This window comes from Bradyrhizobium sp. CIR18, assembly GCF_014198295.1.
GTDB lineage: Bacteria > Pseudomonadota > Alphaproteobacteria > Rhizobiales > Xanthobacteraceae > Bradyrhizobium.
The window spans coordinates 169557-196440 of sequence record NZ_JACIHF010000006.1 but is presented as its reverse complement, the minus strand read 5'-3'; the positions used below and the strand labels follow the sequence as shown (position 1 = coordinate 196440).

The 26884-nt window shown below is 65.9% G+C and carries 23 protein-coding genes and 1 tRNA gene; 15 read left to right on the top strand and 9 right to left on the bottom strand.

Annotated features, from left to right (window positions below; all coding sequences use genetic code 11):
• Positions 1–94: 94 nt before the first annotated feature.
• Positions 95–1813 (bottom strand): methyl-accepting chemotaxis protein, encoded by a 1719-nt coding sequence (locus GGD65_RS21165; RefSeq protein WP_183236503.1) that lies wholly within the window; start codon positions 1811–1813, stop codon positions 95–97.
• Positions 1814–1994: 181 nt separating this feature from the next.
• On the opposite strand from GGD65_RS21165, the gene GGD65_RS21160 reads away from it, so the two are divergent.
• Positions 1995–2585 carry a thermonuclease family protein gene (locus tag GGD65_RS21160; protein WP_018323597.1) on the top strand — a complete coding sequence of 197 codons (591 nt, stop codon included), beginning with the start codon at positions 1995–1997 and terminating at the stop codon, positions 2583–2585.
• 56 nt (positions 2586–2641) lie between these two features.
• On the opposite strand, the gene GGD65_RS21155 is transcribed toward GGD65_RS21160, so the two are convergent.
• A complete protein-coding gene (locus GGD65_RS21155; RefSeq protein WP_018323598.1) occupies positions 2642–3157 on the bottom strand; it encodes a L,D-transpeptidase in 516 nt (171 codons plus the stop codon).
• Positions 3158–3592: 435 nt separating this feature from the next.
• The gene (acs, locus tag GGD65_RS21150; protein ID WP_179732414.1) at positions 3593–5539 is read right to left on the bottom strand and encodes an acetate--CoA ligase; all 1947 of its coding nucleotides are present in this window, start codon (positions 5537–5539) and stop codon (positions 3593–3595) included.
• 401 nt (positions 5540–5940) lie between these two features.
• On the opposite strand from acs, the gene GGD65_RS21145 reads away from it, so the two are divergent.
• Positions 5941–7110, top strand: a complete 1170-nt coding sequence (locus tag GGD65_RS21145) for a DNA topoisomerase IB (RefSeq protein WP_183236502.1) — start codon at positions 5941–5943, stop codon at positions 7108–7110.
• 113 nt (positions 7111–7223) lie between these two features.
• Here the strand turns inward: GGD65_RS21145 and GGD65_RS21140 are convergent, their stop codons facing one another.
• Positions 7224–7679 carry an SRPBCC domain-containing protein gene (locus GGD65_RS21140; RefSeq protein ID WP_018323601.1) on the bottom strand — a complete coding sequence of 152 codons (456 nt, stop codon included), beginning with the start codon at positions 7677–7679 and terminating at the stop codon, positions 7224–7226.
• 101 nt (positions 7680–7780) lie between these two features.
• Between GGD65_RS21140 and GGD65_RS21135 the strand changes: the two genes are divergently transcribed.
• Positions 7781–8875 (top strand): adenylate/guanylate cyclase domain-containing protein, encoded by a 1095-nt coding sequence (locus tag GGD65_RS21135; RefSeq protein WP_183236501.1) that lies wholly within the window; start codon positions 7781–7783, stop codon positions 8873–8875.
• Between the two features lie 89 nt (positions 8876–8964).
• On the opposite strand, the gene GGD65_RS21130 is transcribed toward GGD65_RS21135, so the two are convergent.
• The 3 genes from GGD65_RS21130 to tsaD are packed head-to-tail and all read right to left on the bottom strand — an operon-like array spanning position 8965 to position 11437.
• Positions 8965–9378 carry an EVE domain-containing protein gene (locus tag GGD65_RS21130; RefSeq protein WP_018323603.1) on the bottom strand — a complete coding sequence of 138 codons (414 nt, stop codon included), beginning with the start codon at positions 9376–9378 and terminating at the stop codon, positions 8965–8967.
• A gap of 2 nt (positions 9379–9380) precedes the next feature.
• Entirely contained in the window at positions 9381–10361 is a 981-nt protein-coding gene (locus tag GGD65_RS21125; RefSeq protein ID WP_092261504.1) for an NAD(P)H-dependent glycerol-3-phosphate dehydrogenase, read from the bottom strand.
• 2 nt (positions 10362–10363) lie between these two features.
• Positions 10364–11437, bottom strand: a complete 1074-nt coding sequence (gene tsaD, locus GGD65_RS21120) for a tRNA (adenosine(37)-N6)-threonylcarbamoyltransferase complex transferase subunit TsaD (RefSeq protein ID WP_183236500.1) — start codon at positions 11435–11437, stop codon at positions 10364–10366.
• 150 nt (positions 11438–11587) lie between these two features.
• Here tsaD and GGD65_RS21115 point away from each other — a divergent pair, with 150 nt between their 5' ends.
• The 6 genes from GGD65_RS21115 to GGD65_RS21090 all read left to right on the top strand — a co-directional run bounded on the left by GGD65_RS21115 (position 11588) and on the right by GGD65_RS21090 (position 17863).
• Entirely contained in the window at positions 11588–12334 is a 747-nt protein-coding gene (locus tag GGD65_RS21115; protein ID WP_092261502.1) for a uroporphyrinogen-III synthase, read from the top strand.
• Between the two features lie 63 nt (positions 12335–12397).
• Positions 12398–13609 carry a COG4223 family protein gene (locus GGD65_RS21110; protein ID WP_183236499.1) on the top strand — a complete coding sequence of 404 codons (1212 nt, stop codon included), beginning with the start codon at positions 12398–12400 and terminating at the stop codon, positions 13607–13609.
• Between the two features lie 36 nt (positions 13610–13645).
• Positions 13646–15400 carry a heme biosynthesis protein HemY gene (locus GGD65_RS21105; RefSeq protein WP_183236498.1) on the top strand — a complete coding sequence of 585 codons (1755 nt, stop codon included), beginning with the start codon at positions 13646–13648 and terminating at the stop codon, positions 15398–15400.
• A gap of 100 nt (positions 15401–15500) precedes the next feature.
• A tRNA-Thr gene (locus tag GGD65_RS21100) sits at positions 15501–15576 on the top strand.
• 130 nt (positions 15577–15706) lie between these two features.
• Positions 15707–17353: a hypothetical protein gene (locus GGD65_RS21095; RefSeq protein WP_183236497.1), complete on the top strand. Its 1647-nt coding sequence runs from the start codon at positions 15707–15709 to the stop codon at positions 17351–17353.
• A gap of 108 nt (positions 17354–17461) precedes the next feature.
• Positions 17462–17863 (top strand): hypothetical protein, encoded by a 402-nt coding sequence (locus GGD65_RS21090; RefSeq protein WP_183236496.1) that lies wholly within the window; start codon positions 17462–17464, stop codon positions 17861–17863.
• Between the two features lie 73 nt (positions 17864–17936).
• Here GGD65_RS21090 and GGD65_RS21085 read toward each other — a convergent pair whose 3' ends face one another.
• Complete coding sequence (locus tag GGD65_RS21085) at positions 17937–18992, bottom strand: polysaccharide deacetylase family protein (protein ID WP_092261497.1); 1056 nt, start codon at positions 18990–18992, stop codon at positions 17937–17939.
• A 253-nt stretch (positions 18993–19245) separates the two neighbouring features.
• On the opposite strand from GGD65_RS21085, the gene GGD65_RS21080 reads away from it, so the two are divergent.
• Together GGD65_RS21080 and GGD65_RS21075 are read left to right on the top strand one after the other, a co-directional pair.
• Complete coding sequence (locus GGD65_RS21080; RefSeq protein WP_183236495.1) at positions 19246–19569, top strand: hypothetical protein; 324 nt, start codon at positions 19246–19248, stop codon at positions 19567–19569.
• 171 nt (positions 19570–19740) lie between these two features.
• Positions 19741–19956, top strand: a complete 216-nt coding sequence (locus GGD65_RS21075; RefSeq protein ID WP_018318984.1) for a cysteine rich repeat-containing protein — start codon at positions 19741–19743, stop codon at positions 19954–19956.
• Between the two features lie 39 nt (positions 19957–19995).
• Here GGD65_RS21075 and GGD65_RS21070 read toward each other — a convergent pair whose 3' ends face one another.
• A complete protein-coding gene (locus GGD65_RS21070; protein ID WP_179732393.1) occupies positions 19996–21690 on the bottom strand; it encodes an MFS transporter in 1695 nt (564 codons plus the stop codon).
• Positions 21691–21836: 146 nt separating this feature from the next.
• Here GGD65_RS21070 and GGD65_RS21065 point away from each other — a divergent pair, with 146 nt between their 5' ends.
• The 4 genes from GGD65_RS21065 (at position 21837) to GGD65_RS21050 (ending at position 26874) form a co-directional block, all read left to right on the top strand.
• Complete coding sequence (locus GGD65_RS21065; RefSeq protein WP_183236494.1) at positions 21837–23210, top strand: hydrolase; 1374 nt, start codon at positions 21837–21839, stop codon at positions 23208–23210.
• 36 nt (positions 23211–23246) lie between these two features.
• Positions 23247–24617, top strand: a complete 1371-nt coding sequence (locus tag GGD65_RS21060) for a cytochrome P450 (protein WP_183236493.1) — start codon at positions 23247–23249, stop codon at positions 24615–24617.
• A gap of 48 nt (positions 24618–24665) precedes the next feature.
• On the top strand, positions 24666–26075 hold the full coding sequence (locus GGD65_RS21055; protein ID WP_018318971.1) for an adenylate/guanylate cyclase domain-containing protein: 1410 nt from the start codon (positions 24666–24668) through the stop codon (positions 26073–26075).
• Between the two features lie 310 nt (positions 26076–26385).
• Entirely contained in the window at positions 26386–26874 is a 489-nt protein-coding gene (locus tag GGD65_RS21050) for a TerB family tellurite resistance protein (RefSeq protein ID WP_018318970.1), read from the top strand.
• Positions 26875–26884: the final 10 nt, after the last annotated feature.

The following is a 26884-nucleotide window of genomic DNA, read 5'->3' as shown; positions in this document are numbered from 1 at the left end:
AGTTGTCGGCGGTACCGGACAATTCCGGGGAATCCCGGAGGCGCTATCCATATGCGACGAGCATTGAAGAAGCGCTGGTCGCCGCTACGCCGTTTCATGCCGCGCGCACGGTGGTGAGGAACTTCTCGACTTCCGTCTTCAAGAGGCTGCTTTCACTCGACAGCGAGCGCGCCGATGCCAACACCTGCCCCGACGCCGCGCCGGTCGCGCTCGCGCCATGACTGACCTGGGCGATCTTGTCTGCGACTTCGACGGTTCCCTTGGCGGCTTCGCTGACGTTGCGCGCAATCTCGGCCGTCGCTGCACCCTGTTCTTCGATCGTCGCTGCAATGGTGGACGAAATGTCTGAAATGCGGGCGATGGTCGCGCCGATTTCCTTGATCGCTCCGACGGAGTCCTCGGTTGCCGATTGCATGCCGGCGATCTGCGCGCTGATCTCTTCGGTCGCTCGCGCGGTTTGCGCCGCGAGCGCCTTCACCTCGCTCGCCACGACTGCAAAGCCGCGGCCGGATTCGCCGGCGCGCGCCGCCTCGATCGTTGCGTTCAGCGCCAGGAGGTTGGTCTGTTCGGCAATCGCGGTGATCAATTTGACGACGTCGCCAATTCGGCCCGCCGCCTTGAGCAGTTCATTGATCCGGACGTCGGTGCGCTCCGCCTGCCTGACCGCTTCGCTGGCGATGCGGCTGGAATCGTGGACCTGGCGACCGATCTCGACGACCGAGGTACTCATTTCCTCGGCGGCGGACGCGACCGCTCCGACGTTGGTGGAGGCTTCCTCCGAGGCCGCCGCGACCATTCCGGAGAGTTGCTGGGTCTCTTCCGCGGTTCCCGACAGCGTGCCGGCGGCTGCCTCGAGCTGCTGGGAGGCTGCTGACACGGAGTCGATGATGCCGCCGACCGCGGCCTCGAACACGCCGGCGAGCTGGGCCATTTCTTCCTTGCGCTGAGCGGCCGCAGCGGCTTCCTGATTCTTCTGTTCGACCTCCATCTGCTCGATACGGATCAGGTTTTCCTTGAAGGTCTGAGCCGCGCGAGCGTTGTCGCCGACCTCATCGCCGCGGCGCGTGTAGGGAATCTCGACCGCCTTGTTGCCGCCGGCGAGCTGGAGAAGCACGTCGCCGATGCGCCGGATCGGCCGGGCGATGTTCGACACGGAAAAGACGGCGGACCCGATCAACGTCAGAACGACGAAGACGCCGACGATCAATGCGAAGGTGGCGACGCGGTCGAGTTCGGCCAGCATCTCGCCCTTGCGGCGCGCCGCGAATTCGTTGGCAACGCCGACCAGATCGTCGATCCGTTTGCTGACTTCCAGGGCTGCCGGACGCATACGCTCTGCGAGAATGGTTGCCTTCGTCGACTCTGCCGCAGTCCTGGCGCCGCCGGAGGGGGCGCCAATGACGGACTTTTGCGCCCCCGCCAGTTCAATGCCGCTGGCCAGATACGCATCGACGAATTTCTTGGTCTCACGATAGGCGTCCTGGGTGACCTTGCGGGTCGCCCGGTCGGTCGCCGCATCGATTTCCGCGCCGGCTTCGCCTGCTCGCGCGCGGAGATTCTCGAGGAGCTTGTCAATCTCTCCGGCTGACGAGGCGGAGCTGATCTCGAGAGCTGCGAGCTGCGCCCGCGCCATGGCCGTCTGCGCCGCTTGCGCATTGCCTTTGTTGAGATAGTTGATCGTGACCAGGCGATTGGATTCGGCGATCGACCGGTTGCCGAGCATCTGGTTGGTCAGCATGCCGCAGACCAGCACAACGCTCACGCCGGTGACGATGCCGAGCTTTGTTCCAATGCGAAACCTGAATGACCCCACCGCTCTCTCCTCGCGTTGCTGTATAACAGGTATTCGCAACCAATGATTGAGATTTGGGTAATATTCGCGGATCCCCAGTAGAACTACGGCCGACGTATCCGACAATGGAATTTTCCTGCATGGTTCCGCTATGTGCGCGCTCGTGCTTTGAGTTCCCCCGACTCTGTCCTAGCGTGAGTTGATGCGTTTCCAGGACCGACCCAATCCCTATCGGCCGCAATTCGGCGGCTCGCCGTTCGGTCGGCGCTTCTCCGGATTATTGCCGTGGATGTTCGTGGTGGGCATCGCGCTGGCCGTCGTGCTCACCTTCCGCCACGGAATGGGCTGGCTAATTCCGGACACGGATGGCGATCGCACGCGGAACGCCGAGATCGTTCTCGAGCAGGCGCGCCATCCCGATGTTCGCGAGCCGGTCGACGTCATTCGCACCGTCGACGGCGACACCTTTCTCGCGCGGGTTCGTCAGCGCGGCGGCCGCGATCTCGTCGTGCGGGTTCGGTTGCGCGGCATCGACGCGCCCGAGATGAAAGCGTCTTGCCGGGAGGAGCAGGACAAGGCCGAAGCCGCGGCCCGCGCATTGCGCGATCTGCTCGGTCAGGGCGACGTGACGATCGCCAATCTCGGTCCTGACAAATACGGCCGCGTTCTCGCCGACGTCGCGACCCGGCGGACTGCGAACGTTTCGGCGGCATTGCTCGCCGGCGGTTTTGCGCGAAGCTACAATGGCGGCCATCGCGACGGCTGGTGCGCGCGCAGCTGGCGCTTCTGGTAACAAAAAAGCCGCGTCTCCGGACGCGGCCTTTTCTTGTCTTGCCTTGATCCCGGCGATCAGCGCGTCACGACCACCGTCGTGCCGACCGAGACGCGGCCATAGAGATCGGTGATGTCATCGTTGAGCATGCGGATGCAGCCATAGGAGACGAAACCGCCGATCGAGCCCGGCACGTTGGTGCCGTGGATGGCGTATTCACCGCCGGCCAGCGTCATCGCCGCGACGCCCATCGGGTTGCGCGGCGAGCCGCCGGGAATGACGTCAGGGATGCTCGGCTTGTCGCGCTTCACCTCGGCGGGCGGCGACCAGGCCGGATTGCGGTACTTGCCGTCGATGCGGGTGGTGCCGGCCCACTGCTTGCCGGACTTGCCGACGCCGACCGGATAGCGCACGGCGTGGCCGTTATCGAGGACGAGATAAAGCCGCCGCTCGCTGGTTTTGACCACGATCGTGCCCGGAGAATAGTCGGCCAGATGTGCCCCAACCATTTCCGGCCGCGCCTGCGCCGCCGTCGACATCAAGACCCCAGCCCCGATGGTGGCAGCGAGCGCCACAGCAATCCTTATCGACATCGATTTTCCCCTAGCCCGAACGGATCGTCCAAAATTACGCAGAACCGGCAATCGCCAGCTGGCCACGTCCTTGTCAGGGGACATTCTTAACCGCGCCCGTTAACCGGTTGGTTTCCACGCACGGCTGCCAAGGGCCAGTCAGCAGGGGGAACAAAGGAAATGTTCGAAATAAAGTAAATGACCTGAAAACAACACTCGGCGGGAAAGATGCGGCCGCACCGGCCCGCCCGCTGACGAGTGCGTGAGGATGTGAACGGCTGTTGTTTTGGGGCCTCGGTGCGAAAGGCAGTCTCGTGTCCCGGACAACGCGCAGCGCGCAGCGGTGCGCCGCAGAGCCTGGACCCAGTTCTTCTCTTCGTGCGCGGCTCGATGGGCCCCGGCTCAGCAGCGCACCGCGAAGTGCGCGCTGCGCTGCGTCCGGGGCACGAGCTTGCCTTACGCCGGCTTCCGGTTCTGCCGGTTCTTGACGAGATCATCGACCACGGCGGGATCGGCCAGCGTCGAGGTATCGCCCAGGCTGCCCGGTTCGTCCTCGGCGATCTTGCGCAGGATGCGGCGCATGATCTTGCCGGAGCGGGTCTTGGGCAGACCCGGCGCGAACTGGATCTGATCCGGGGATGCGATCGGGCCGATCTCCTTGCGAACCCAGGTGACGAGCTCCTTGCGCAGATCCTCGGTCGGCTGCACGCCGGCCATCAGGGTGACGTAGGCGTAGATGCCCTGGCCCTTGATGTCGTGCGGGAAGCCGACCACCGCGGCCTCCGAGACTTTCTCATGCGCCACCAGCGCGCTCTCGACTTCCGCGGTGCCCATGCGATGGCCGGACACGTTGATGACGTCGTCGACACGGCCGGTGATCCAGTAATAGCCGTCGGCATCACGCCGGCAGCCGTCGCCGGTGAAGTACTTGCCCTTGTAGGTCGAGAAATAGGTCTGCTCGAAGCGGGCGTGATCGCCGTAGACCGTGCGCATCTGGCCGGGCCAGGACCGCGTCAGGCAGAGATTGCCCGAGGTCTCGCCGTCCAGCACCTTGCCGTCGGCGTCGACGATCTCAGGCGCCACGCCGAAGAACGGCTGCGTCGCCGAGCCCGGCTTGAGCTTGGTCGCGCCCGGCAGCGGCGTGATCAGGATGCCGCCGGTCTCGGTCTGCCACCAGGTGTCGACGATCGGGCAGCGGTCGTCGCCGACGACGCGGTGATACCACTCCCACGCTTCCGGATTGATCGGCTCGCCGACCGAGCCGAGCAGGCGGAGCGAGGCGCGCGATGTCTTCTTCACCGGTTCGTCGCCGGACTGCATCAGCGCGCGGATCGCGGTCGGTGCGGTGTAGAAGATGTTGACCTTGTGCTTGTCGATGACGTTCCAGAACCTGGAATTATCCGGGTAATTCGGCACGCCTTCGAACATCAGCGTGGTCGCGCCATTGGCGAGCGGCCCGTAGAGAATGTAGCTGTGGCCGGTGACCCAGCCGACATCGGCGGTGCACCAGTAGATGTCGCCGTCGTGATAATCGAAGACGTATTGATGCGTCATCGAGGCGAACACGAGATAGCCGGCGGAGGTGTGCAGCACGCCCTTGGGCTGGCCGGTCGAGCCTGAAGTGTAGAGGATGAACAGCGGATCCTCGGCATGCATGTGCTCGACCGGGCATTCCGTCGTCACCATCGCCGCTGCCTCGTGATACCAGAGGTCGCGCGTCGGGTTCATGTCGATCTTGCCGCCGGTGCGCTTGACCACCACGACCCAGTCAACGTCGTCGGCCTTCGCGAGCGCGGCGTCGACGTTGGCCTTCAACGGCACCTTCTTGCCGCCGCGCAGGCCTTCGTCCGCGGTGATGATGACCTTGGATTTGCAGTCATTGATGCGCTGGGCGAGGCTGTCCGGCGAGAATCCCGCGAACACCACGGAGTGGATCGCGCCGATGCGCGCGCAGGCGAGCATCGCATAGGCCGCTTCCGGAATCATCGGCAGGTAGATGGTGACGCGGTCGCCCTTCTTGACGTTGCGGGTGCGCAGGATGTTGGCCATCCGGCAGACCTCGTCGTGCAGCTCCTGATAGGTGATATGCTTGGACTGCGAGGGATCGTCGCCTTCCCAGATGATCGCGGTCTGGTTGCCGCGCTTGGCGAGATGGCGGTCGATGCAGTTGTAGGCGACGTTGAGGATGCCGTCCTCGAACCATTTGATCGAGATGTTGCCGGGCGCGAACGAGACGTTCTCGATTTTCGTCGGCGCGTGCATCCAGTCGATGCGCTTGGCCTGCTCCGCCCAGAAACCGTTCGGGTCCGAGATCGAGCGAGCGTACATCTCCTTGTACTTGGCCTGGTCGATCCAGGCGCGCTTCGCCCACTCCGCCGGGACGTCGTAGATCTTCTCGGACATGCTTCCCTCCACATACGGCAGGCCGAACGCTGGCGACCGGCGAGCCGACTTGATCATTGACTGATTATGCGTCGGGCTAACCGGGCCCGACAAGGAGCACAAGCTGGACCTTCGGCGGGCGGCCGGCCATGCGGAGGATCAAGCCCGCCTGCTGCGACTGTCGCAGATCTGAAACAAGCCGGCGGGCGGCTTTCGGGGTCTTGACCCAGCTCCGCGGAATAGGCCGGCGCAGGGGCCCCATGCATTAGTAGAGGTATTTGGAAACCGCCTCTCACTGATTCGGGACTCGCAATACGGTTCGGAACACCCTAAATGGCCAACCCGGGTCCAAAGAGACCCTTCGGAACAAAAATAAGAACAGCGGCATTGACCGGTAACAGACAGGGCTAAGGCATAAGGCTATGATGGATCAGCAGAATCTCGGGACGATACGGCCCGCTTCAGCCGATCCTGCAGCTATTGCGCTGGCCAAGGCCCTCGGACAGTGGCCGAAACCGGCCCCTTTCAGGCGTCCGGGCCCGAAGAAGGCCTTCGACACGGCGCCCGCGGCGACGGTCGAAGCGCTCGCCAGGGAGCTCGGCCTGCGGCTCGGCGACCAGAACGAGCTGACCATTCGCCGCGTCCGGCGCGGCAAGGGCTATTCCTTCGTGCGTCCCAATGGCGCACATATCCGCGACGCCCGCACCATCCGCCGGCTGCACGCCATGGCGGTGCCGCCGGCCTATCGCGAGGTTCGCTATTCGTCCGATCCGAGCTCGCATCTCCAGGCGGTGGGCCGCGATGCCGCGGGCCGGCTGCAATATCGCTATCACGCCGATTGGGAAAAGGTCCGCGAGCACCGCAAGGCGCATCGGCTGGAAAAGCTCGTCGGCGCGCTGCCAAAGATCCGGCGCAAGGTCTCGGCATTCCTGTCGGGCGACGAGCCGACGCGTGAATTCGCGCTCTCGGCCGTGATCGAGCTGATCGCGCGCACCGCGATCCGTCCCGGCAATGAATCCTATGCCCGTCTCAACGGCACCCGCGGTGCGACCACGCTGCTGAAGTCCAACGTCACGCTGGAGGACGATTGCTTCGTGCTGACCTTCAAGGCGAAGGGCGGCAAGGCGGTGCGCAAGGAGTGCGACGCGGCCAAGCTGGTGCGCGCCATCGGCATTTTGCAGGAGGTCCCCGGCAAGCGCATGTTCCAGTATCGCGATGCCTACGGGATCGTGCGCGCGGTCAACACCACGCAGGTGAACGCGTTCTTGCGCGAGATCGCCGGCATCAAGATTTCGCTGAAGGATTTCCGTACGCTGATGGCGTCTGCCGTCGTCGTGGAATCGCTGTCGCGGATCACGCCGGCGACCAGCCAGCGCGGCCGCAAGAAGCAGGTGCTGGACGCAATCCGCGCCGCTGCCGACAAGCTCTCCAACACGCCGGCGATCTGCCGCAAGAGCTACGTCCACGACACCATCGTCACGGCGTTCGAGGACGGCATCCTCGAGCGCTTCGCCGCGACCATGAAGGGCCAGCGCTCGCAGGCGAGGCGCGAGCAGTTGCTGGCGCAGGTGGTGGCGACCGCCGCGGTGTAACGACACGTCGCGCTGCCGTAGGGTGGGCAAAGCGCAAGCGTGCCCACCATTTGCTCATGGTGAAAGGTGGTGGGCACGGCGCGAAGAGCGCGCCTTTGCCCACCCTACGAGAGCTACTTCTTATCTGACACACCCATGTCCGGACCGGGATCGCCGCCTGCGGCTGCGGTCGTGAGCCGTTCCATATAATGCGCCCACCCCGTCGCGTGCGCGGCGGCCTGCGCTTCGCTCGGCAGGCCGCTATGGGTCATGCGCAGCAGCGTGCCGCCGTCACGCTCGATCAGGTCGATCTCGATGAGGCTTGAGCCGGGCGGTACTTCCTGGCCGCCTTCCCATCCGAACGTGTAGGCCAGACGATGCACCGGCACGACCTCGCGGAAGGCGCCGCGGGCGACGCCGCCGCGCGGGCCGACGCCCTTGAGCAGATAGAGCCCGCCCGGATGCGGCTCCGTGGTGGCATCGGAGCCCATCCAGCTCAGGATTTTCTCGGGGTCAGTCAGGTAGGCGAAAACGGTGGCACGTGGTGCCGCGATCTGGGTCTCGCGTCGCACTATGAACGGTTCGGTCATCGGCGATCATCCCTTCGCTGACACCAGGACATGGCGGCGCCAAAGCGGCGCGTCAAGGATTGCCCGTGACAAAGGCCGCCTGCCTTCGCCATGATCGAGCCATGCAGCTCTCCCCGACCCTCGCCTGGCTCGTCGATGCCGCCTCGGATAGCGCCGGAGCTGATCGCCTGCTTGCGGAACTCGGCGCCTATCTGGTCGCCGACGGCGTGGCGCTTGCGGCGGGCGCCCTGACGCTGGAGGTGCCGCATCCTCTGATCGCAAAGCGGACCTGGCTGTGGCGTGCAGACAGCGGCCAAGTGATCGAAGCACTCGGCTTCGCGCCCGGCGGATTGGCGCCCGATCCGCCCAACGATGCCGGCCGCCGCTGGCTGCGCGACATCGCGCGGGGCGAGGTCCACGAAGACGTCATCGGGCGGCCCGATGGGCCGCAGCTTTGTTGGATCGGGCCGCGTCCCTTCACTGCCGACGACATCGGGCAATTGCGCCAGGCCGCGCGTTTCGCAGCGACGCCCCTCGCCGTGCTCGCCGCGCGCGCCACGTTGCGCGCGACGTTAGACGCATATCTCGGCAAGCGCAGCGCGGAGCGGGTGCTGGCGGCACCTCTGCGCCGCGATCTCGGCGAGACCATTCAGGCCGCGCTGCTCTATGCAGACCTCCGCAACTTCACGACGTTGTCGGAAACCTCACCGCCGGCACAGGTCATCGCCGCGCTCGATGCCTGGTTCGACCGCATCGCCGGTGCCGTTCACGCCTTCGGCGGCGAAGTACTGAAATTCATCGGCGACGGCGTGCTCGCGATCTTTCCGGTGGTCGATGCATCGCCCCGCCGGGCCTGCGAGGCCGCCCTGCGTGCCGCAGGCGCGGCGGAGGCCGGCATGGTCTATCTCAACAAGGAGCGCGGCGCTCAACGGTTGCCGCCGCTGGCATTCGGCGCTGCGCTCCATCTGGGCGAGATGCTGTGGGGCAATATCGGCGCCGCCAACCGGCTCGACTTCACGGCGATCGGTCCCGCTGTCAATCTCGCCAGCCGGCTCGAAGGATTGTGCAAGCCGCTGGGGCGGGCCGTGCTGGTGTCGGGAGCGCTCGCCGCGGAAACGGACATGCCGCTGGTCGCGCTCGGATCGCATTCGCTGCGCGGCATTGCCGCGCCATGCGAGGTGTTTGCGCTGCCGGAGATGCAGAACCGGACATCGTAGCCCGGATGGAGCGCAGCGTAATCCGGGATCGGTGCATACGGAAAGACTGTCCCGGATTTCGCTGCGCTCCATCCGGGCTACGGCAGCGCCTACATCCCGCCCATCTTGCAGACGAGCTTCCACTCCTCCGCTGTCACCGGCTGCACCGACAGGCGCGAATATTTCACCAGCGCCATGTCGGCCAGCTTCTTCTCGGCCTTGATCGTGGCCATCGTCACCGGCGTCTTCAACGGCTTGTCGGCCTTGATGTCGACGCAGACGAATTTATCGGTCTTGTCGGTCGGATCGGGATAGGCCTCCTTGATGATCTCCGCGATGCCGACGATCTCCTTGCCCTCGTTGGAATGATAGAAGAACGCCTTGTCGCCCTTCTTCATGGCGACAAGGTTCTGGCGCGCGGTGTAATTGCGCACCCCGGTCCAGGCCTCGCCCTTGGCGCCCTTCGCCACTTGCTGGTCCCAGGACCACACCGATGGTTCGGATTTCACCAGCCAGTACGCCATGTTTATTCCTCTGACTTGAAGGGGCGCGTCAGCAGCCCCGAGATAGCCGCGTCGATCGTGCTTCGGCCGCTCAGGATCGACGCGACCGCTTCTGATACCGGCAGCTCGATGCCCTGCGAAGCTGCGAATTCGATCAGCACCGGCGCGGTGAACTCACCCTCGGCAAGCTTGCCGGCAGGCGGTTGCTCGCCGCGGCCGAGTGCAAGACCAAGGGCGAAGTTGCGTGACTGCGGGCTCGCACAGGTCAGGATCAAATCGCCGAGACCGGAGAGGCCGGCGAGTGTCTCGCTGCGTGCGCCGAGCGCGCGGCCGAGACGCGTCAGCTCGGCAAAGCCGCGGGTCGTCAGGGCAGCCTGGGCGGAGGCGCCGAGCTTGCGCCCGACCGCGATGCCGACTGCGATTGCAAGCACGTTCTTGGCCGCGCCGCCGATCTCGACGCCGCGAATGTCCGTGGAGTGATAGGGACGGAACGTCGGCGAGCCCAGGGCCTGCACCAGTGCGCGCGCCAACGTCTCATCGCCTGCCGCCAGCGTCACCGCCGTGGGCAAGCCGCGCGCGACATCGTCGGCAAAGCTTGGACCCGACAGGATCGCGGGCTGGGCGTGCGGCGCGGCCTCCGCGATCACGTCGGTCATGAATTTATGGGTGCCGTGCTCGATGCCCTTGGCGCAGGCGACGATCGGCACCGGCCCTGTCAAATGCGAGGCCAGCATGTTGACGGCGCCACGCAAATGCTGCGCCGGTGTTGCGATCAGCAACATGTCGGCGTGCGCGGTGAGCGCCAGATCGCTGGTCACGACGATCTCCGCCGCGAGCCGCACCCCGGGCAGGCGCGGATTATCGCGTGTCGAGGCGATCCGCGCGGCATGCTCGGCATTGCGTGCCCAGAGCGTGACGCTCCTTCCCGCCCGCGCCGCCACGGTCGCCAGCGCCGTGCCCCAGGCGCCTGCCCCGATCACCGCGACGGATTGGAATGCAGTCATGGCTAGTATCCCGCCCGGGTCTTGCCGTAGCCCGCCGGCGCCGTTGCGTTGGCATCGAGCAGCCAGCGTGCGCGGGGCTGCGCTTCCATCGTGTCGGTCAGGCCGAGCGCGAGGCGTTCGGCACCGGCCCAGGCGATCATCGCGCCGTTGTCGGTGCAGAGCGCCGGCGGCGGCATGATCAGCTGCGTCCCGGCTTGCTGCGCGACGGCATCGAGGGCGCCGCGGATCGCCTGATTGGCGGCGACGCCGCCGGCCGCGACCAGCGCGCGCGGCGCGCCGAATTTTTCGCGGAACAGCCTGAGGCCGACGCTCAACCGGTCGGCGGTCGAATCCAGCACGGCGGCCTGAAAGCTCGCGCAGAGATCACTGATGTCCTGCGGCGTGATCTCGGCCAGCCGGCTCGCTTCGGTGCGCACTGCCGTCTTCAATCCCGACAGCGAGAAATTGGCGTCGGGACGCCCTTGCATCGGCCGCGGAAACGCAAAGCGCGTGGCATCGCCGCTTGCCGCCGCGCGCTCGACCTGCGGCCCGCCGGGATAGGGCAGGCCCAGCATCTTCGCGACCTTGTCGAAGGCCTCGCCGATCGCATCGTCGACGGTGGTGCCGAGCCGTACATACTGGCCGACGCCGGTGACCGCGACGATCTGGGTATGGCCACCCGAGGCGAGGAACAGGCAGTAGGGAAATTCGATTCCGTCGGTGAGGCGCGGCGTCAGCGCGTGCGCCTCCAGATGGTTCACCGCGACCAGCGGCGTGTCGTGCACCATCGCGATCGCCTTCGCGGTGGTGAGCCCGACGATGACGCCGCCGATCAGGCCCGGCCCCGCAGCGGCAGCAACGCCGCCCAGCTGAGCGAAGCCGACGCCGGCCTCCTGCATCGCGCGCTCGATGATGCCATCGAGCAGGTCGACATGGGCGCGGGCGGCGATCTCCGGCACCACGCCGCCGAAGCGGGCGTGCTCCTCGATTTGCGACCGCACGATGTTGGACAGGATTCTGCCGCTGCCGTCAGGCGAGCGTTCGACCACCGCCGCGGCGGTCTCGTCGCAGGTGGTTTCAATGCCCAGCACCAGCATTGGCGAATTGTTATCCAATTTGCGCCCTTGCGCTCATCCGTAAAGCAGAGTTCTGGTACGTCCGGTAGCATTCCGGGGCCAGATTGCGCAATCGTCACGCGCGGCTTCCTCACGAATGCGTCGCCGCCAATTGGTCCGGGAACACCAGCGATGTCCATCCTTGTCACACGGCCGCATCCCGACAATGAGGCGACGGCGGAAAGCCTGCGTGCGCGAGGCCTTGCGGTGCTGCTTGCGCCGGTGCTCAAGTTCGAGCCGGTCGCCTTCCATGATGAGAGTGAAGCTCCCTACGGTGCCATCCTCGTCACATCGGCCAACGCGATCCGTGCCGTCGCGCCACAATTGCGGGATCTTGGTCTGTTGGAGCTGCCGTTGTTTGCGGTCGGCGAGCATACGGCTGCTGCAGCGCGCGACGCCGGCTTTGCCGAGGTGATCGTCGCCGGCGGCGATGCCGCCTCCTTGCGCGACAAGGTGATGCAGAGCGCGCGCGACAAGGTGCTGAAGAAAAAGAGCACGCTGCTGTATCTCGCAGGCGCGGATCTGTCGCGCGACCTCGGCGGCGAGCTCGGTGCGGAGGGGTTTAGCGTGGTCACGCAGACGACCTATCGCATGGCGCCGGTCAAGCATCTGCCGCGCGAGGTCTGCGAGGGCTTTGCCGCCCACGGCGTCGAGGCGGTGCTGCACTACTCCCGGCGCAGCGCCCGGGCGTTCCTGGATGCGGCCAGGGACGAAGGCGTCGAAATCTCGGCGCTGGCCATACCGCAATGCTGCCTGTCCGAGACGGTGGCCAGCGTGCTGCGTGATGCCGGCGCGTCGCAGGTTCTGGTGGCTGCGACACCGGACGAAAATGCCTTATTTACCACCTTGGAGCGTGCGTTACGCACCCGTTTGGCGTAAGAGGTCGAGCCGAATCCGACGTAATCGGGTCCGTCCCGCGTATGGAAGTGAGGAACCGTCACGATGGCCGACGACAAGCCTGAAGACGCAGGATTGGCTCCTGAGTCCGGCCGTGCCAAGCGCACTCCGCCCACCATCGACCTCGAAGCCACCGAAGTCTCGACCCAGCCGCAGGAGCCGGCAGTCGAGCCCGAGGCACCGCCGGCGCCGGAGCACGCCGAGCCTGAGCAGGCAAAATCCGACCAGGTTGACGCAGAGCCGGAGCGGACCGAACCGCAGGCCGCGGTTGCGCCGGCTCCCGTGTCTGCGCCGATGTCGCCCTGGGTCATCGCGCCGTTCTCCGGCGCTGTCGCGGCGGCGGTCGTGATCGCGGTCGGCTGGATGCTGGGCTGGCCCGCCGTGCAGGCACCGCCGGCCACCCCGCAAGTCACGAGCGCGACGGTCGATGCGCTGAGCGGTCGCGTTGCGGCAGTTGAAGCCAAGGCCGGCAAGCCCGTCGCCGATCCGGCCATGGCGGCGCGGATCGACGCGCTGGAGAAATCCGCGAGCGGCTTGCGCAGCGACGTCGCCAATCTGCGTACGCAGTTCGACAAGACCGCGAGCACATTGAACGATGCGAAATCCGCCCCCCGCGCTGCCGCACCCGACCTCGCCGCTCTGAGCGACCGCATCGCCCAGCTCGAGCGCGCCAGCAAGGCCGAACGTGCCGAGCTCGCGCAGCAGGGCGAGAAGATCGCCGATGCGAAGACGTTGGACGACAAGCCGCTGCGCCATGTGGTGGCGGCGGCCCTGCTCGACGTCGCCGTTCGTCACGGCGATGCTTACGAGTCGCAATTGGCCGCAGCGCGGGCGATGGTGACAAAGCCCGATATGCTGAAGCCGCTCGACACCTTTGCCGCGTCAGGTATCCCGACGCCGGTGGCGCTGAGCCGCGAGCTGCTCAACATCGTGCCGAAGCTGTCGCCGCCGGCGGAAGCCCAGACCAGCGGCACGGGCATCGTCGAGCGTCTCCAGGCAGGAGCCTCAAAGCTGGTCCGCATCGAGCGCACCGACGGGGTCGGCAACGATCGTGGCGCCATCGTCGCACGGGTGACGGCGGCGGCGCTTCGCAATGATTTCGTGGAAGCGCGGCGCGAGCTCAAGACGCTGGCCGAGGCCGATCGTGCGCCGGCGCAGGCCTGGCTCGACAAGGCCGATGCCCGCGACGCTGCGCTCGCCGCTTCCCGCAAGTTCGCCGACGATGCCATGGCGGATCTCGTCAAGCCTGCTCAATAAAGCTTCGCGCAACACTAAGCGCGTATAGGGATCGCCATGCTTCGCATCGTCCTCTTCCTTGTCCTGATCGCGCTGGCGGCGGCCGGCGCGGCCTGGGTTGCCGACCAGCCCGGCGATCTCGTCCTGACTGCGGGCAGTTTCCGCGCCTCGACCACGCTTCCCAAATTCGTGTTCCTGCTTGGCCTGTTTGCCGCGGCCGTCGTGCTGGTCTGGAGCATCGTGACGACGATCTGGCGCACGCCGGGGCGTCTGCGCCGCCGCCGCCACGACAAGCGCCACGCGCGGGGCCGCCACGCCATCACCCACGGCCTGCTCGCGATCGGTCATGGTGATACCGCACTCGCCCGCCGGCACGCGGAAACGGCGCGGCGGCATGCCCCGAATGATCCGCTCGCGCTGCTCCTGCATGCGCAGTCGGCGCAGCTCGAAGGCAATCGCGACGAGGCGCAGCGCGTCTTCCGCGCCATGGCCGAGCGTGAGGACACGCGCCTGCTCGGCCTGCGCGGCCTGTTCATTGAGGCGCAGCGCGCCGACGATGCGGTCGGCGCCGTGATGATCGCGGAGGAAGCGATCAAGCTGTCGCCGTCCTCGACCTGGGCCTCGCAAGCGGTGCTCGGCTTCCGCTGCGCGCGCGGCGACTGGAGCGGCGCGCTCGCGATCCTCGATTCGAATTTGTCCGCAGGCCTGATCGACAAGCAGGCCTATCGCCGGCAGCGCGGTGTGTTGCTCACGGCGCGCGCGCTCGAATTGCAGACGATGGACCGCGACGTCGCGCGCGAGAGCGTGATGGAGGCGGTGAAGCTTGCGCCGACCTTGGTGCCCGCGGCCGTGCTCGCGGCAAAATTCGACAGCGAGGCACATCAGGTGCGCCGCGCCATGAAGCGGGTGGAAGCTGCCTGGCTCGCCAATCCGCATCCGGATCTCGCGGATGCCTATGCCCATGTGAAGCTCGGCGATACCGCCTGGCACCGCTTGCAGCGGGTCGAGACGCTCGCGGCGAAGACGCCTGCCGACAAGTCCGGCCATATCGAGGGCCAGCTCGCGATCGCGCGTGCCGCGATCGACGCCTCCGAGTTCGCCCGCGCGCGCGAAGTGCTCGCGCCTTATCTCAGCGATCCGACCCAGCGCGTCGCGCTGCTGATGGCCGAGATCGAGCGTGCCGAGCATGGCGATAGCGGCCGCGCCCGCGCCTGGACCCTGCGGGCGGTGCGCGCCCGTCACGATCCGGCCTGGACTGCGGACGGCTATGTCAGCGATCGTTGGCGCCCGGTCTCGCCGGTCACCGGCCGGCTCGATGCGTTCCAGTGGCAGACCCCGGTCGCGAGCCTGCCTTCGGACAAGGGGACCACGATCGAATCCTCGGCCTTCGAGGAGGCCATGCTGGCGGCCCCGCCGCCGAAGCGGGTGACGGTGGCTCCCAGCGAACGCCCGGCGGAACCGCCCGCGACAGCACCGGCACCGGCACCAGCACCGGCGCCAGTGCCAGCTGCGCAGGACAATTCGCCCCCGATGGCCAAAGAAGAGCCGGCCGTTGTGACCGCCGAACCGGTCCAACCGGCCCCGGAGCCCGCCGAATCACCGCCGCCGGCGGCGACACCGGTGTTCCGGAGCCGCGCCGACCTCGGCAAACCCGCGCCAGCGCCGATTCCCGCGGTCATTCCGATCGTCCGGGCCCCCGACGATCCCGGGATCGATGACGAGGGTCCGAGTGATGAATTTACGGAACAAATCGGTACACCCAAGGCCCAGGCCGGCGGCTGGCGCGGATTCTGGTCCCGCTGGGGCGCCTGAGCCGCATTTCGAACCCGGCTTGTCCTTGCCAATTCGGGCCATGCCCGATATCAGGAGCGCGCGTATCGGGGCCGGCATCGCCTTGGCCCCGGCAGGGTTCGCCGCAATAGCTCAGTTGGTAGAGCACGTCATTCGTAATGACGGGGTCGGGGGTTCGAATCCCTCTTGCGGCACCAGCGCTCAAACTTTCCGATCCAAGAAGCGCAAGCCTAGGTCCCGGCCATTGCATCCGGCGCATTGCGCGCGATGCCGGTGTCCTTACGATGCTGCCTGGCTGGGGTGTGGGCGTTGGGGGCAGGCAGGGGCATGGCGAACGGAACCGGGGCCGCGGATCGGAGCGACTGGGTCCGGCTGCCCGGTCTCGTCATCCCAGCGGCGCTGATCACCGCCATCGCCGCCTCCAAATCGCTCGACGCGTCGCGGCTGCACAGCCGGCTGTCCGTTCCCCCGCTCTATGACGACGTCGCCTATTTCGAAGACGCGGTCAGATGGGTGAATGCCTTTGGAAGCCGCGGCGTCGCCGGCAGCGTCTGGGACTTGCTGCATCACCATGCGCCGTTTTCGACGCTGGTGGCGGCCACCGGTTTTTGGTCGTTTCCCGGAAGCTATGTCGGTCCCTATCTCGTTCATGCCGTGATCGTCTTCGGCTTCCTGCTCGGGATCATCTGGCTGGCTCGGCGACGGCCGGTCCTCGAGATCGCATCGTGTCTGGTCGCAGCAGAGTGCGTGCCGGTGCTGTGGCACACGATTACCGAGGCGCGTCCCGATCTGCCCTCGGGACTTACCGTCGGCCTTGCTGCCGGTGCCATCGTCTATCGCGGCGTGCTCCGGCGCAGCGCCCGGTCGCTGGCTGGCCTCGGCGTTGCCTGCGCACTCGCCGCCTGCATCAAGCCGACATCGTTCCCGGCTGCGCTTGCTCTGCTCGGCAGCGCGTTCGCGATCCGGCTGGTCGTCGATTGCATCCAGGCCGGCGGATTGCGCCTGTCGATCAGGACTGCGCTCGGCGCGCTCGCGTGGTTTGTGCTGCCGCTGATCGCGACCACGGCCGTGCTGATCGGACCCGCATTGGTCGAGACCGTCACCTACATCCTCATGGTGTTCGTCGGCCAGCGCGACCTCTGGACGACGGGCGAAGGATTCTGGCCCGGGCTGCTACGTTTCTCCATCGGTGGAGAGGGACAGTTCGGCCTGCACTATTGGCTCGCTATCGGGTTGGCCTTGATGCTGCTGCGCTTCGTGCTCGCTGCGATCCAGGGCTCGGCCGCGGTGCTGGATGCGGTCGTTCTGCTCGCCACCGTGCTGATTGCCTACGCCATTCCGTCCGTTGCCGAGATCAAGACCTATTTTTTCGGCGCAATGTTCTACGGCGTGTTCATCGTCGCGATGGTCCTCAATGGCTGCGCCAGCATGGCGTCCATGGAATCACTGCTTGCGCGCACGGCCCTTGCGAAAGACATCCGTCGCCATCTGCTGACGGCAGGCCGCGTGCTTGCGCTCGCAATCGCCCTCGCGCTGTTCGTCAAGCACGTCGTGATCGGTCAGCTCAGCGTGGCGACGCCGCTGAGCGCGCAGCAGCAGGACAGCATCCGCGCATCGACCGAGCGTCTCTGGTCGCTTCTGCGCGACGTCAAGCCACCGCTGTCGGGCCCGCTTTACATCGGCTTTTCGAGTCCCTACCCGGTCACGCCCGCGACCATTCAGTTGTATGCGGCGCAGGCGCGGATGAATCTGGTCGTCCGTGGCGAGATGCTGCATCGAACGGCAGCGGCCACCGCAGACGCGCTTCTGCAGTCGAACATCCTCGTCGTATCGAGCTCGATCCAGCACACGCTGGTCGGACCGCGGGTCGGCGATGAGCTCATCGCCCGCATGGATGCGGAAAAGGGCGTCTGCCTGCTCGACAGCATGAGCTTTCCGGACGTGACGCTGCGGGTTTATCGGCGGGGGTGTTGATCGCAGCCGGCCGGTTCGAAATTGCTCCGCGATTGTGTGAGGCCAATCACTTAACCCCGGACACCTTCCCCGTAATGTCCCGGGCACGCCATCACGGGGAGATTTCACATGCGCAAGATCATTCTGGTTGCCGCCATGGTCCTGGCTTCTGCCTCTGCCCAGGCAGACGGCTCCCGCAGCCTGTCGCTGTCCGCGGCAGGCGCTCAGGCTCCCGCTGCACTGACCACGCCAACCTCGGCGACCACCTCCACGCCGCAGGCGAGCGAAGCTGCGCCGGCCACCGAGGCGCCGAAATATTCCGATCGTCCGCCGGCAGTGTCGCTCTCTGCGCCGGCCGCCACGGCCACTCCGACCGCTCCGGCGGCGACCACGTCCACGACCACCCCGGCGCCGGTCGCGACAACCAAGCCCGCCACCAAGAAAACGGCAAGGGCGGACAAGCCGAAGTCCAAGCGCTGGACCGAGCGCCGCATCATCAGCGAGCTGCACCGCCACGGCATCTATTGGTAAGGGGCTCGCCAAAAGCAAATGGCCGGGACGAGCCCGGCCATGACGCAAGAGTTTTGGATTGGATAGATGGCGTTTACTGCGACACCGTCTGCACCACGCTTCCGATCGGACGCGTGTTCGTGCTCGCGGTCGGCACCTTCATGTCCTTCATGATCGCTTCGTCATATTCCGGCAGCGTCTGCAGCGTCGTCTTGGCCTTCATCTGCACGACCTTGTAGCCGCCGGCCTTCAACCGCGCGAGCAGCGTCGGCAGGGCTATGCCGGTATTCTTCTGGAAATCGTGCATCAGGATGATGCCCTTGCCGAGCTTGTCGAGCCGGGTCATCACCGTCTCGATGATCTTTTCCGGCGTCGCGCCCTTGCGGAAGTCGAAGGAGTCGACGTCGGTCGAGAACATCGCGACGTTGCGGGTGCCGAAATAGCTCACGATCGCCGGATTATGCTGGAGCTGCGGAAAGCGGAAGAACGGCGCGGGGTTGGCACCGAGCGCGAATTTCACCGCGCTGATGCCCTTTTCGACCTCGTCCTTGGCCATCTGCTCGGTCATCTTCTTGCCGTTCAGATTGACGTGCGACCAGGTGTGCGTGCCGACCGTGTGGCCCTGGGCCAGCACCTGGCGCAGGATTTCCGGATGATAGGTCGCGTGCTTGCCGACGGAGAAGAACAGGCCCTTGGTGCATTCATCCGCCAGCGCCTTCAGCACATTCGGCGTGTTCACGGGCCAGGGACCGTCGTCGAAGGTCAGCACGACCTCCTTGTCGGTGAGGAAGTCGAATTGCTTGAAATGATCGAAGCCGAAGCCGGGGCCGCCGGTGGTGTCGATCTCGACCACGCGGGAGACGCCCAGCGCGTTCGGATTGGCGCAGGTCGATTTCTGCTGAACCGGCATGGCCGGGGCGGGCGCGGGTGCCTGAGCAACCGTTGTCGGCCTGGCCGCGATCGTCGCGGTGGTCTCGACGTCATCCCTGGCGGCGAGCTTCGCCGGTGCCGGCAATGGATCGGCGGCACGGGCGGCAATTGTCTTGGGAGCGGCCTGATCGGCGCGCGAGGAATAATAAAACCAACCGCCGGCGGCGATCACGACCGCCGCAACTACACTGGCCAACATCAGGCCCAACGCATTACGCATCGCTACTCTTTCCAATTACGCAACCAAACCGGCGGAATTTCCCGCGCGACGAGCCATTAATGCGAAGTAACAGTTAACGTGACACCAACACGACGGCGGTTGTGGAGGAATTTCAGGGAGGTGCGCCAAAGTGACCGACGTCACAGTCGGGGTGCCGCCCGTGACCATCATCACAGTGGAAACTGTTTTGCTGGAGCATCGTAGTTCCCATCAACAACGGGCACCGTTGCGACGGTGCCAATGGGAGCTTCAAATGACCAAGTCTCTTGACACCAAGCCTATTGACACCAAGTCCTTCTCTGCCAGTCTCCGTGACGCCAGCCTGGCGCTCGGCTTGGCCGCCATCGTCTCACTCGTCGCGACGAGTTCGAGCTTCGCCTTCTCGGCCGAGGCGCAGCAGATGTGCACCGGCGACGCCTTCCGCCTGTGCTCGTCGGAAATCCCCAACATCCCGAAGATCACGGCGTGCATGATGAAGCATCGCTCCGATCTGAGCGCCGGCTGCCGCGCGGTGATGGATAAGGATCTCGCCAAGGGCGCGTCGCGCAAGGTCGCTGACGCCCAGGACAAGCAGTAAGAGCACGCAACACTGCAATCGTTGCGTCGGTTAGCTCCCCTCGCGATACGCCCCGGCGTCAAGCCGGGGTCACGCGGCAGCGCCATGCAGCCTGCCAATAAAGCCGTTGCGGCTGAGGGATCGTCGCACTAGCTTCGCCCGCACATTCTTCCGGGTAAGAGGCATTACGCGATGACCAGATTTCTTTTCATTCTTCCTTTGCTGCTCGGCGCATCGGTCGCATCCGCGCAGCAGCAGCCGGGCCACGATGCCTGCGCGCGCGACGTCACCCGCTTCTGCCGTGCCGTGATGAACAATGGCGATGGCGCCGTGCTCGCCTGCCTCAAGCAGCACCGCACGAAGCTGAGCAAAGGCTGCGACAAGGTGCTGACCGAGCACGGGCAGTAAGAGTTCTCGTAGCCTGGATGGAGCGAAGCGTAATCCGGGCTACGGTCTGACACTGCTCCCCGCCGCGGTCGCGACCACCGGCAGCACCTCGGCACTGGCACGATCCGGCGTCTCCTCCTTCCAGCGCACCGAACCGAACGGACGCTCCAGCATGCGGCGGATCCGCACCGGCTCGGGACCGATATGGAAATCGATCGCCTGCTGATGCAGCGCGCGTTCTGACTGGGTCGAGCGGTTGCGCTGGCGCAAATAGTCGAACCAGGTCGGGCAATGATAGCGCTCGGTCCACAATTCGGGGTCGGCGATGTCGCGGGCGATCGACCAGCCATAGGCGCCGTTGCGCTGCCGGGAGAGCTGCACGTCCTGCATCACGTTGTGGAACGCGCGCGCGTTCTCCTGGGCGACGCGATATTCGATCTCGACCACCAGAGGTCCGCTGCGTCCCGTCAGGGACAGCTTCACCTCGGGATCGGCCAGCACGTCGGCATCCTCGTTGCGGGCACCGACGCGCGGCATCGTTAGCCAGATCCCGAGCAACGGCGAGATCAGCATCAGGCCAGCCGCAGTCAGCAATGCGATCTCGACGCCGGCATAGTCGGTGAGATGGCCCCAGCCCCAGGCACCGATGGCGATGCCGCCCGAGATCGAGGCCTGGAACGCCGCGAGCGAGCGGCCGGCGACCCAGCGCGGCGCTGAGAGCTGCACGCCGATATTGAACAGCGCGATCGCGGCCATCCAGACCGCCCCGGCCAATACCAGCGCGGTCGCCGTCAGCACCGGCTCGGTGCTCAGGGCAAGGGCGGCCATCGCAAACGCCATCGAGATGGTGCAGGCGCGGATCGCAGCCTCGCCGCTCATGCGCTTGCGCAATTCGTGGATGTTGAGCGCACCGATCACGGCGCCCATGCCGAAGGCGCCCAGCATGATGCCGTAAGTCTGCGCACCGCCATGCAGCAGGTCGCGCGCGACCAGCGGCATCAGCGCCATGATGGCGCCGCCGATCAGGCCCATCACCAGCGTGCGCAACAGCACGATCTTGATCGGCGGTGAATTGGTGATGTAGCGGAAGCCCGAGACCATGGCGCGGTTGAGCTTTTCCCGCGGCAGGCGCGAGGGCTCGGTGCTGCGCCGCCACAGCAGCAGCACCACCAGCAGCGGCAGATAGAGGATCGCGTTGCAGGCGAAGGCGGCCACCGCCCCGAGCGCGGCGACGATGACGCCGCCGACCGCGGGACCGAAGCTGCGCGCGATGTTGTAGCTGATGCCGTTCAGGGCGACAGCCGAAGGCAACGCATCGGGCGGCACCTGTTCGCTGACCGAAGACTGCCACGCCGGGCCGAACAGCGCGTTGCCGCTGCCCACCACGAAGCAGAAGGCGAGCAGCGTCTCCGGGGTGATGAGATTGAACCCAGCCAGCACCGTCAGTACCGTCGCGCCGGCGAGCGCGACCATCAGCGAGACCAGGGTGACGATGCGGCGGTCATACATGTCGGCGATGGCGCCGGCCGGCATCGAGATCAGCATGATCGGCAGCATCAAGGCAGTCTGCACCAGCGCCACCTTGTCCGCCGAGGCCGCCATCTGCGTCATCGCCCAGGCCGCGCCGACGCCCTGGATCAGGAGGCCGAGATTGGAGAGCAGGCTGGCGAGCCAGATGCGCCGGAACACCGTGTACCGCAGAGGCGCGGTGATGCCGTCGGCGGCGATTTTCTGGCGGTTCGTCTGCTCGGTCATATCCCCTTCCAAACGGGCTGGCAGAATGGTCTTGGAGTGATCCTGGGCGATTCCGGCCAATTCAGTGATGCCCGCGAAAGTCCTTCGCTGTCCAGTGGTTAAGCCGCTATAAGCGGTGCAAAGAGTTGGTTTGCCGGGAGGAACAAATGAAGCTGTCGCGACGGACGATCCTGCAGGGGGCCGGCAGCTTGCCTTTCGCAATTGCGAGCTTGCGGACCGGCGCATCGGCCCAATCCGCGCCCGCTGCGGCGCCGGGCACCGAGGTGCCGCCGATCCTGTTCGTCCACGGCAATGGCGACTACGACGCGCTCTGGATGACGACCTTGTGGCGGATGGAATCCAACGGCATCGCGCGCGATCGCATGATGGCGATCAATTTCACCGATCCCAACGCGCGCAGCGACGACAAGGTCGAGCAGGCGAACCGCTCCTCGACCGAGGACCAGCGCCGCGAGCTCGCCGCTGCCATCGCTGAGCTGAAGCGCCGCACCGGCGCGGCGCGCGTGGCGCTGGTCGGCAGCTCGCGCGGCGGCTATTCGATCCGCAACGTGATCAAGAATGGCGGTGCCGGCGACGTCAGCCACGCGGTCTTGTGCGGCACGCCCAATCACGGCGTGTTCGCCACCGACGACCAGCCCAACAACGAGTTCAACGGCCGTGGCGTATTCCTGCGTGGCCTGAACGAGGGCGAGAGTGAGGTGACGCCGGGTGTCGCCTTCCTCACCTTGCGCAGCGACGGCATGGACAAATACGCCCAGGCCGACGGCCGCTTCATCGGCAAGCCCGGTACGCCGACCGGTGTCACCAATGAAGGGCCGGAGCTGAAGGGCGCCACCAATCTCGTGCTCGGCGCGCTCGACCATCGCGAGGTGGCATTCCACCCGCGCGCCTTCCGCGAGATCTACAAATTCATCGCGGGACGCGAGCCCGCGCGCATCGCGATCGTGCCGGAGCCAAGCGTCCGGCTGAGCGGCCTCGTCACGGGGACGCCGGGCGGCGTGCCGACCAATCGCCCGGCGGCGGGCGCAACCGTCGATATCTTCCGCGTCGATCCGGAAACCGGAGAGCGCAAGGGTGGTGCGCTGCACAGCGCGAAGACCGGTGCCGACGGCCGCTGGGGGCCGGCGCAGGTCGATCCCGCCTGGTCGCTCGAATTCGTGCTGGCATCGCCCGACACGCCGACGACGCACATCTACCGCTCGCCGTTCCCGCGCTCATCCGATGTCGTGCATTTGCGCGCCGCGCGCCCACTCGGGCCGGCCGACAAGGACGCAGCCGCGGTCGTGATCATGTCGCGGCCGAGGGGCTATTTCGGCCTGCCGCGGGACGTGGTGCTCTTCGACGGCAAGGAGCCGGCCGACGTCAAGCCAGGCGTGCCCACGGATGCGGCAGCAACCCTGCGGCTTCCCGCCAGCGAGGTTGGGCGTAACATTGTGGCCGAGTTCGGCGAAGAACGAATTGTGGCGCGCGCCTGGCCCGCCCAGGAGAACAGGATTGCGGTCGCCGAGCTGACTTATTAGCTATTTTGCCAGCGTCACATCTTGCGGGAGAGAGCCATGAATATCGCCAGCGTGCGTAGGCCCATCGTCCCCCCGGCTCCCCCGCGTGCGCCCGACGACATGTCGTTCTTCGGCCGGCTTGCCGTGATCCGGCGCAACATGATCGCGACATGGGGGCAGCCCGCCTATGAGGAAGAGGTCATCAAGGGCCGCTTCTTCCTTCGCAACAGCTTCATCTTGAATCAGCCGGATGCGATCCGGCACGTCCTGCTCAACAATTATGAGAACTATACGCGCACGCCGGCGGGCATCCGCATGCTGCGCCCGGTGCTCGGCGACGGGCTTCTGATCGCGGAAGGTCATTCCTGGACGTTCCAGCGCCGCACGCTCGCGCCGGCCTTCACGCCGCGCGCCACCGCCAACCTCGTGCCGCACATGACGGCGGTGCTCGACGAGACCATCGCGAAGCTCGATACGCAGACGGGCGCGCCGGTCGATCTGCGCGAAATCATGCAGCGCATGACGCTAGAGATCGCCGGGCGCACGATGTTCTCGTTCGGCATGGACCGGCATGGCGCGACCCTGCGCAATTTCATCATGGAGTATGCGTCCCGGCTGGGACGGCCCTACTTCCTCGACATGCTGCTGCCGGTGTCGTGGCCGAGCCCGATGGATTTTGCCCGCGCCCGCTTCCGCAAGCGCTGGACCGAGTTCGTCGCCATGCTGATCGCCGAGCGGCGCGCTGCCGGCAAGAAGGACGGCGCGCCGCCGCGTGACCTGTTCGATCTCATGGACGTGGCGCGCGATCCGGAAACCGGCAAGGGCTTTTCCGACGAGCAGCTCGTCGACGAGGTCGCGACCATGATCCTGGCGGGTCATGAGACCACGGCGACGGCGTTGTTCTGGGCGCTCTATCTGCTCGCACTCGATCCGGAGACGCAGGAGGAGGTGGCGTCCGAGACAAGCGGCGAGCATCTCGACAGCATGGCCGACATCGATCGCCAGAAATTCACCCGCGCGGTGATCGACGAGACCATGCGGCTCTATCCGCCCGCCTTCCTGGTCGCGCGCGCAGCACGCGAAAAGGACAATGCGGCCGGCGTCGAGATCGCCAAGGGCGACATCATCATGATCGCGCCCTGGCTTTTGCACCGGCACGAGAAGCTGTGGGATCAACCGAACGCGTTCATTCCAAAGCGCTTCATGTCGACGGAGGCGCCCGATCGCTTCGCCTATCTGCCGTTCGGCGCAGGTCCACGCGTCTGCATCGGCGCACCGTTTGCGCAAGCTGAATCCGTGCTGGCGCTGGCCCGGCTGATCGGCGCGTTCCGCGTCGAGCTCGCCGATCAGGCGGATCCCGTGATCCCGCTCGGCGTCGTCACGACCCAGCCGGACCACTCACCTATGTTCCGTATCACCCGTCGGTGACAGGCGATTGCCTGGCCGATGGCGTGATTCAACCAGCAGAGTCCCGCGATGAGCGACATCCAGGCCCAGTTCTCCGTTCTCAAGCAGACCGCCGACGCGAAGGTGGTCGATGCGATTGCGCGTCTGATCGAGGACGGCCAGGATCACGAGCTCAATCGCGTCAATGTCCTCGACTTCGCGACGCACCATGCCGTCGACGAAGAGCACGCGATCTCGGCGTTCCTGCACGCAGCACGGCTCGGGCTGTTCGATCTCGGCTGGAACGTGCTGTGTCCAGGCTGCGGCGGCGTGCTCGGCGCGCACACGACGTTGAAGGCGCTCAAGCCCGACGACTATCACTGCGCGCTCTGCGCCTGCGGCTACAAGGCCTCCGTCGACGATCAGGTCGAGGTGTCCTTCACCGTGAATCCGCGCGTCCGGCGCATCGCGGCGCATGACCCCGACACGCTGCCGGTGTGGGAGTATTTCAAGCAGGTGTTCTGGAGCTCCGGCGTCGACTTCAACAAGGAATCGTTCGCGACGCTGGCGAACGAGGTGACGCTGGATACGATGGAGTTGCCGGCCGGCGAGAAGGCGACCATGTCGCTGCAGCTGCCGAGTGACTTTGTCATCATCTTCGAGCCGGTCACGCACGCCGCCCATTTCATCGACGTCCAGGGCGAGCCGACCAAGGATCGTCAGCAGCTCGCCATCATGTACAACAAGGTGCAGGCCCCGACGGGGACCACGACCATGCGGCCGGGTCCGCTGCGGCTGTCGCTGGAGAACCAGGCCGGCGTGCGCGTGCTGCCGTCGGTGTTCATCGCGGCCGAGGCGCTTCATCATCTCATCGGCAAGCGCAAGCCGTTCCTCACCGCCAAGCGGATGCTGTCGAACCAGACCTTTCGCGATGTCTTCAAGGCGGACAATCTCAGTCTCGACCAGCGGCTCCAGATCACGTCGCTCACCTTCCTGTTCACCGATCTGAAGGGCTCGACGGCGCTCTACGAGCGCGTCGGCGACCTCGCCGCCTTCGATCTCGTGCGCGCGCATTTCCATGCGCTGCTCGAGATCATCTCCTCCGAGAAGGGCGCCGTTGTGAAGACGATCGGCGATGCCGTGATGGCGACCTTCGTCCGTCCCGAGCATGCCATCGTCGCGGGCCTGCGGATGCGCGCGGCGATGGACCAGCTCAACAAGCGGCGCGGCACTGATGATCTCATCGTCAAGATCGGCATCCACGAAGGTCCCTGCCTCGCGGTGATGCTCAACGAGCGGCAGGATTATTTCGGCCAGACGGTCAACATCGCCGCCCGCGTGCAGAGCCTGTCGACCGCGCAGGAGATCCACATCACCGGCCCGGTGCTCGATGCGCCCGCGGTTGCGGAGGTGCTGGAGCAGCGCGCGATCAAGCCGATCCAGAAACAGGCGGCGCTGCGCGGCATCGCCGACAAGATGGTGGTGTACGAGATTCCGTGACGGAATTCCGCTGTCGTCCCTGCGAAAGCAGGGACCCATACCGCGTGATTTCTGGAATGGGCGGGATGGTGAGGTCTTCGTCAATCCACAGGCTGTGGTTATGGGTCCCGGCGCCCGTGCGCAATTGCGCACTAGGCCGGGACGACAGCGAAGGGCTTGGCTTGCTACTCGCGTCCGATTCACAGCGGCCAGATTGCCGAAACGTAATGCAGCGCGCGGAACTGACGCACGTTGCGCCGGTTGAGTTTCCTGCTCATATAATGCTGGTAACGGCCGCGCCTCGCGGCTGTATCGATTTCGGTAGGATCTTATGCTCGACGGCCTGCGCCAATTCATCGCCGATATTGTTGCCCCCAATGACCAGAACCGCACGTTCGGTGACAGCGATTATCGGTTGGCGGCCACCGCGCTGCTGGTCCACGTAATCTCGCTCGACGGCCAGCCGAGCGCGGCCGAGCAGCGCAAGCTGCACAGCCTGATCGAAAGCCACTTTAAGCTCGATCGCGGCACTGCGGATCGTCTGATCGCGGACGCCACCCAGGTCGAGGGCGAGGCGGTGGACCTCTATCACTTCACCAGCGTCATCATGCGCTCGCTCGACGAAGAGGGCCGCAAGCGCATCGTCCGGATGATGTGGGAGCTGGTCTATGCCGACGGCCAGGTCTCCGAATTCGAAGACAACGTCGTCTGGCGCGCCTCCGACCTGCTCGGGATTTCCCAGCGCGACCGGATCGACCTGAAGCATACGGTGGCGGAGCGCGCTGGTGGTCAGGTGACGGACAGCGCCGTCGGCGGCTGATCCGCGCAAA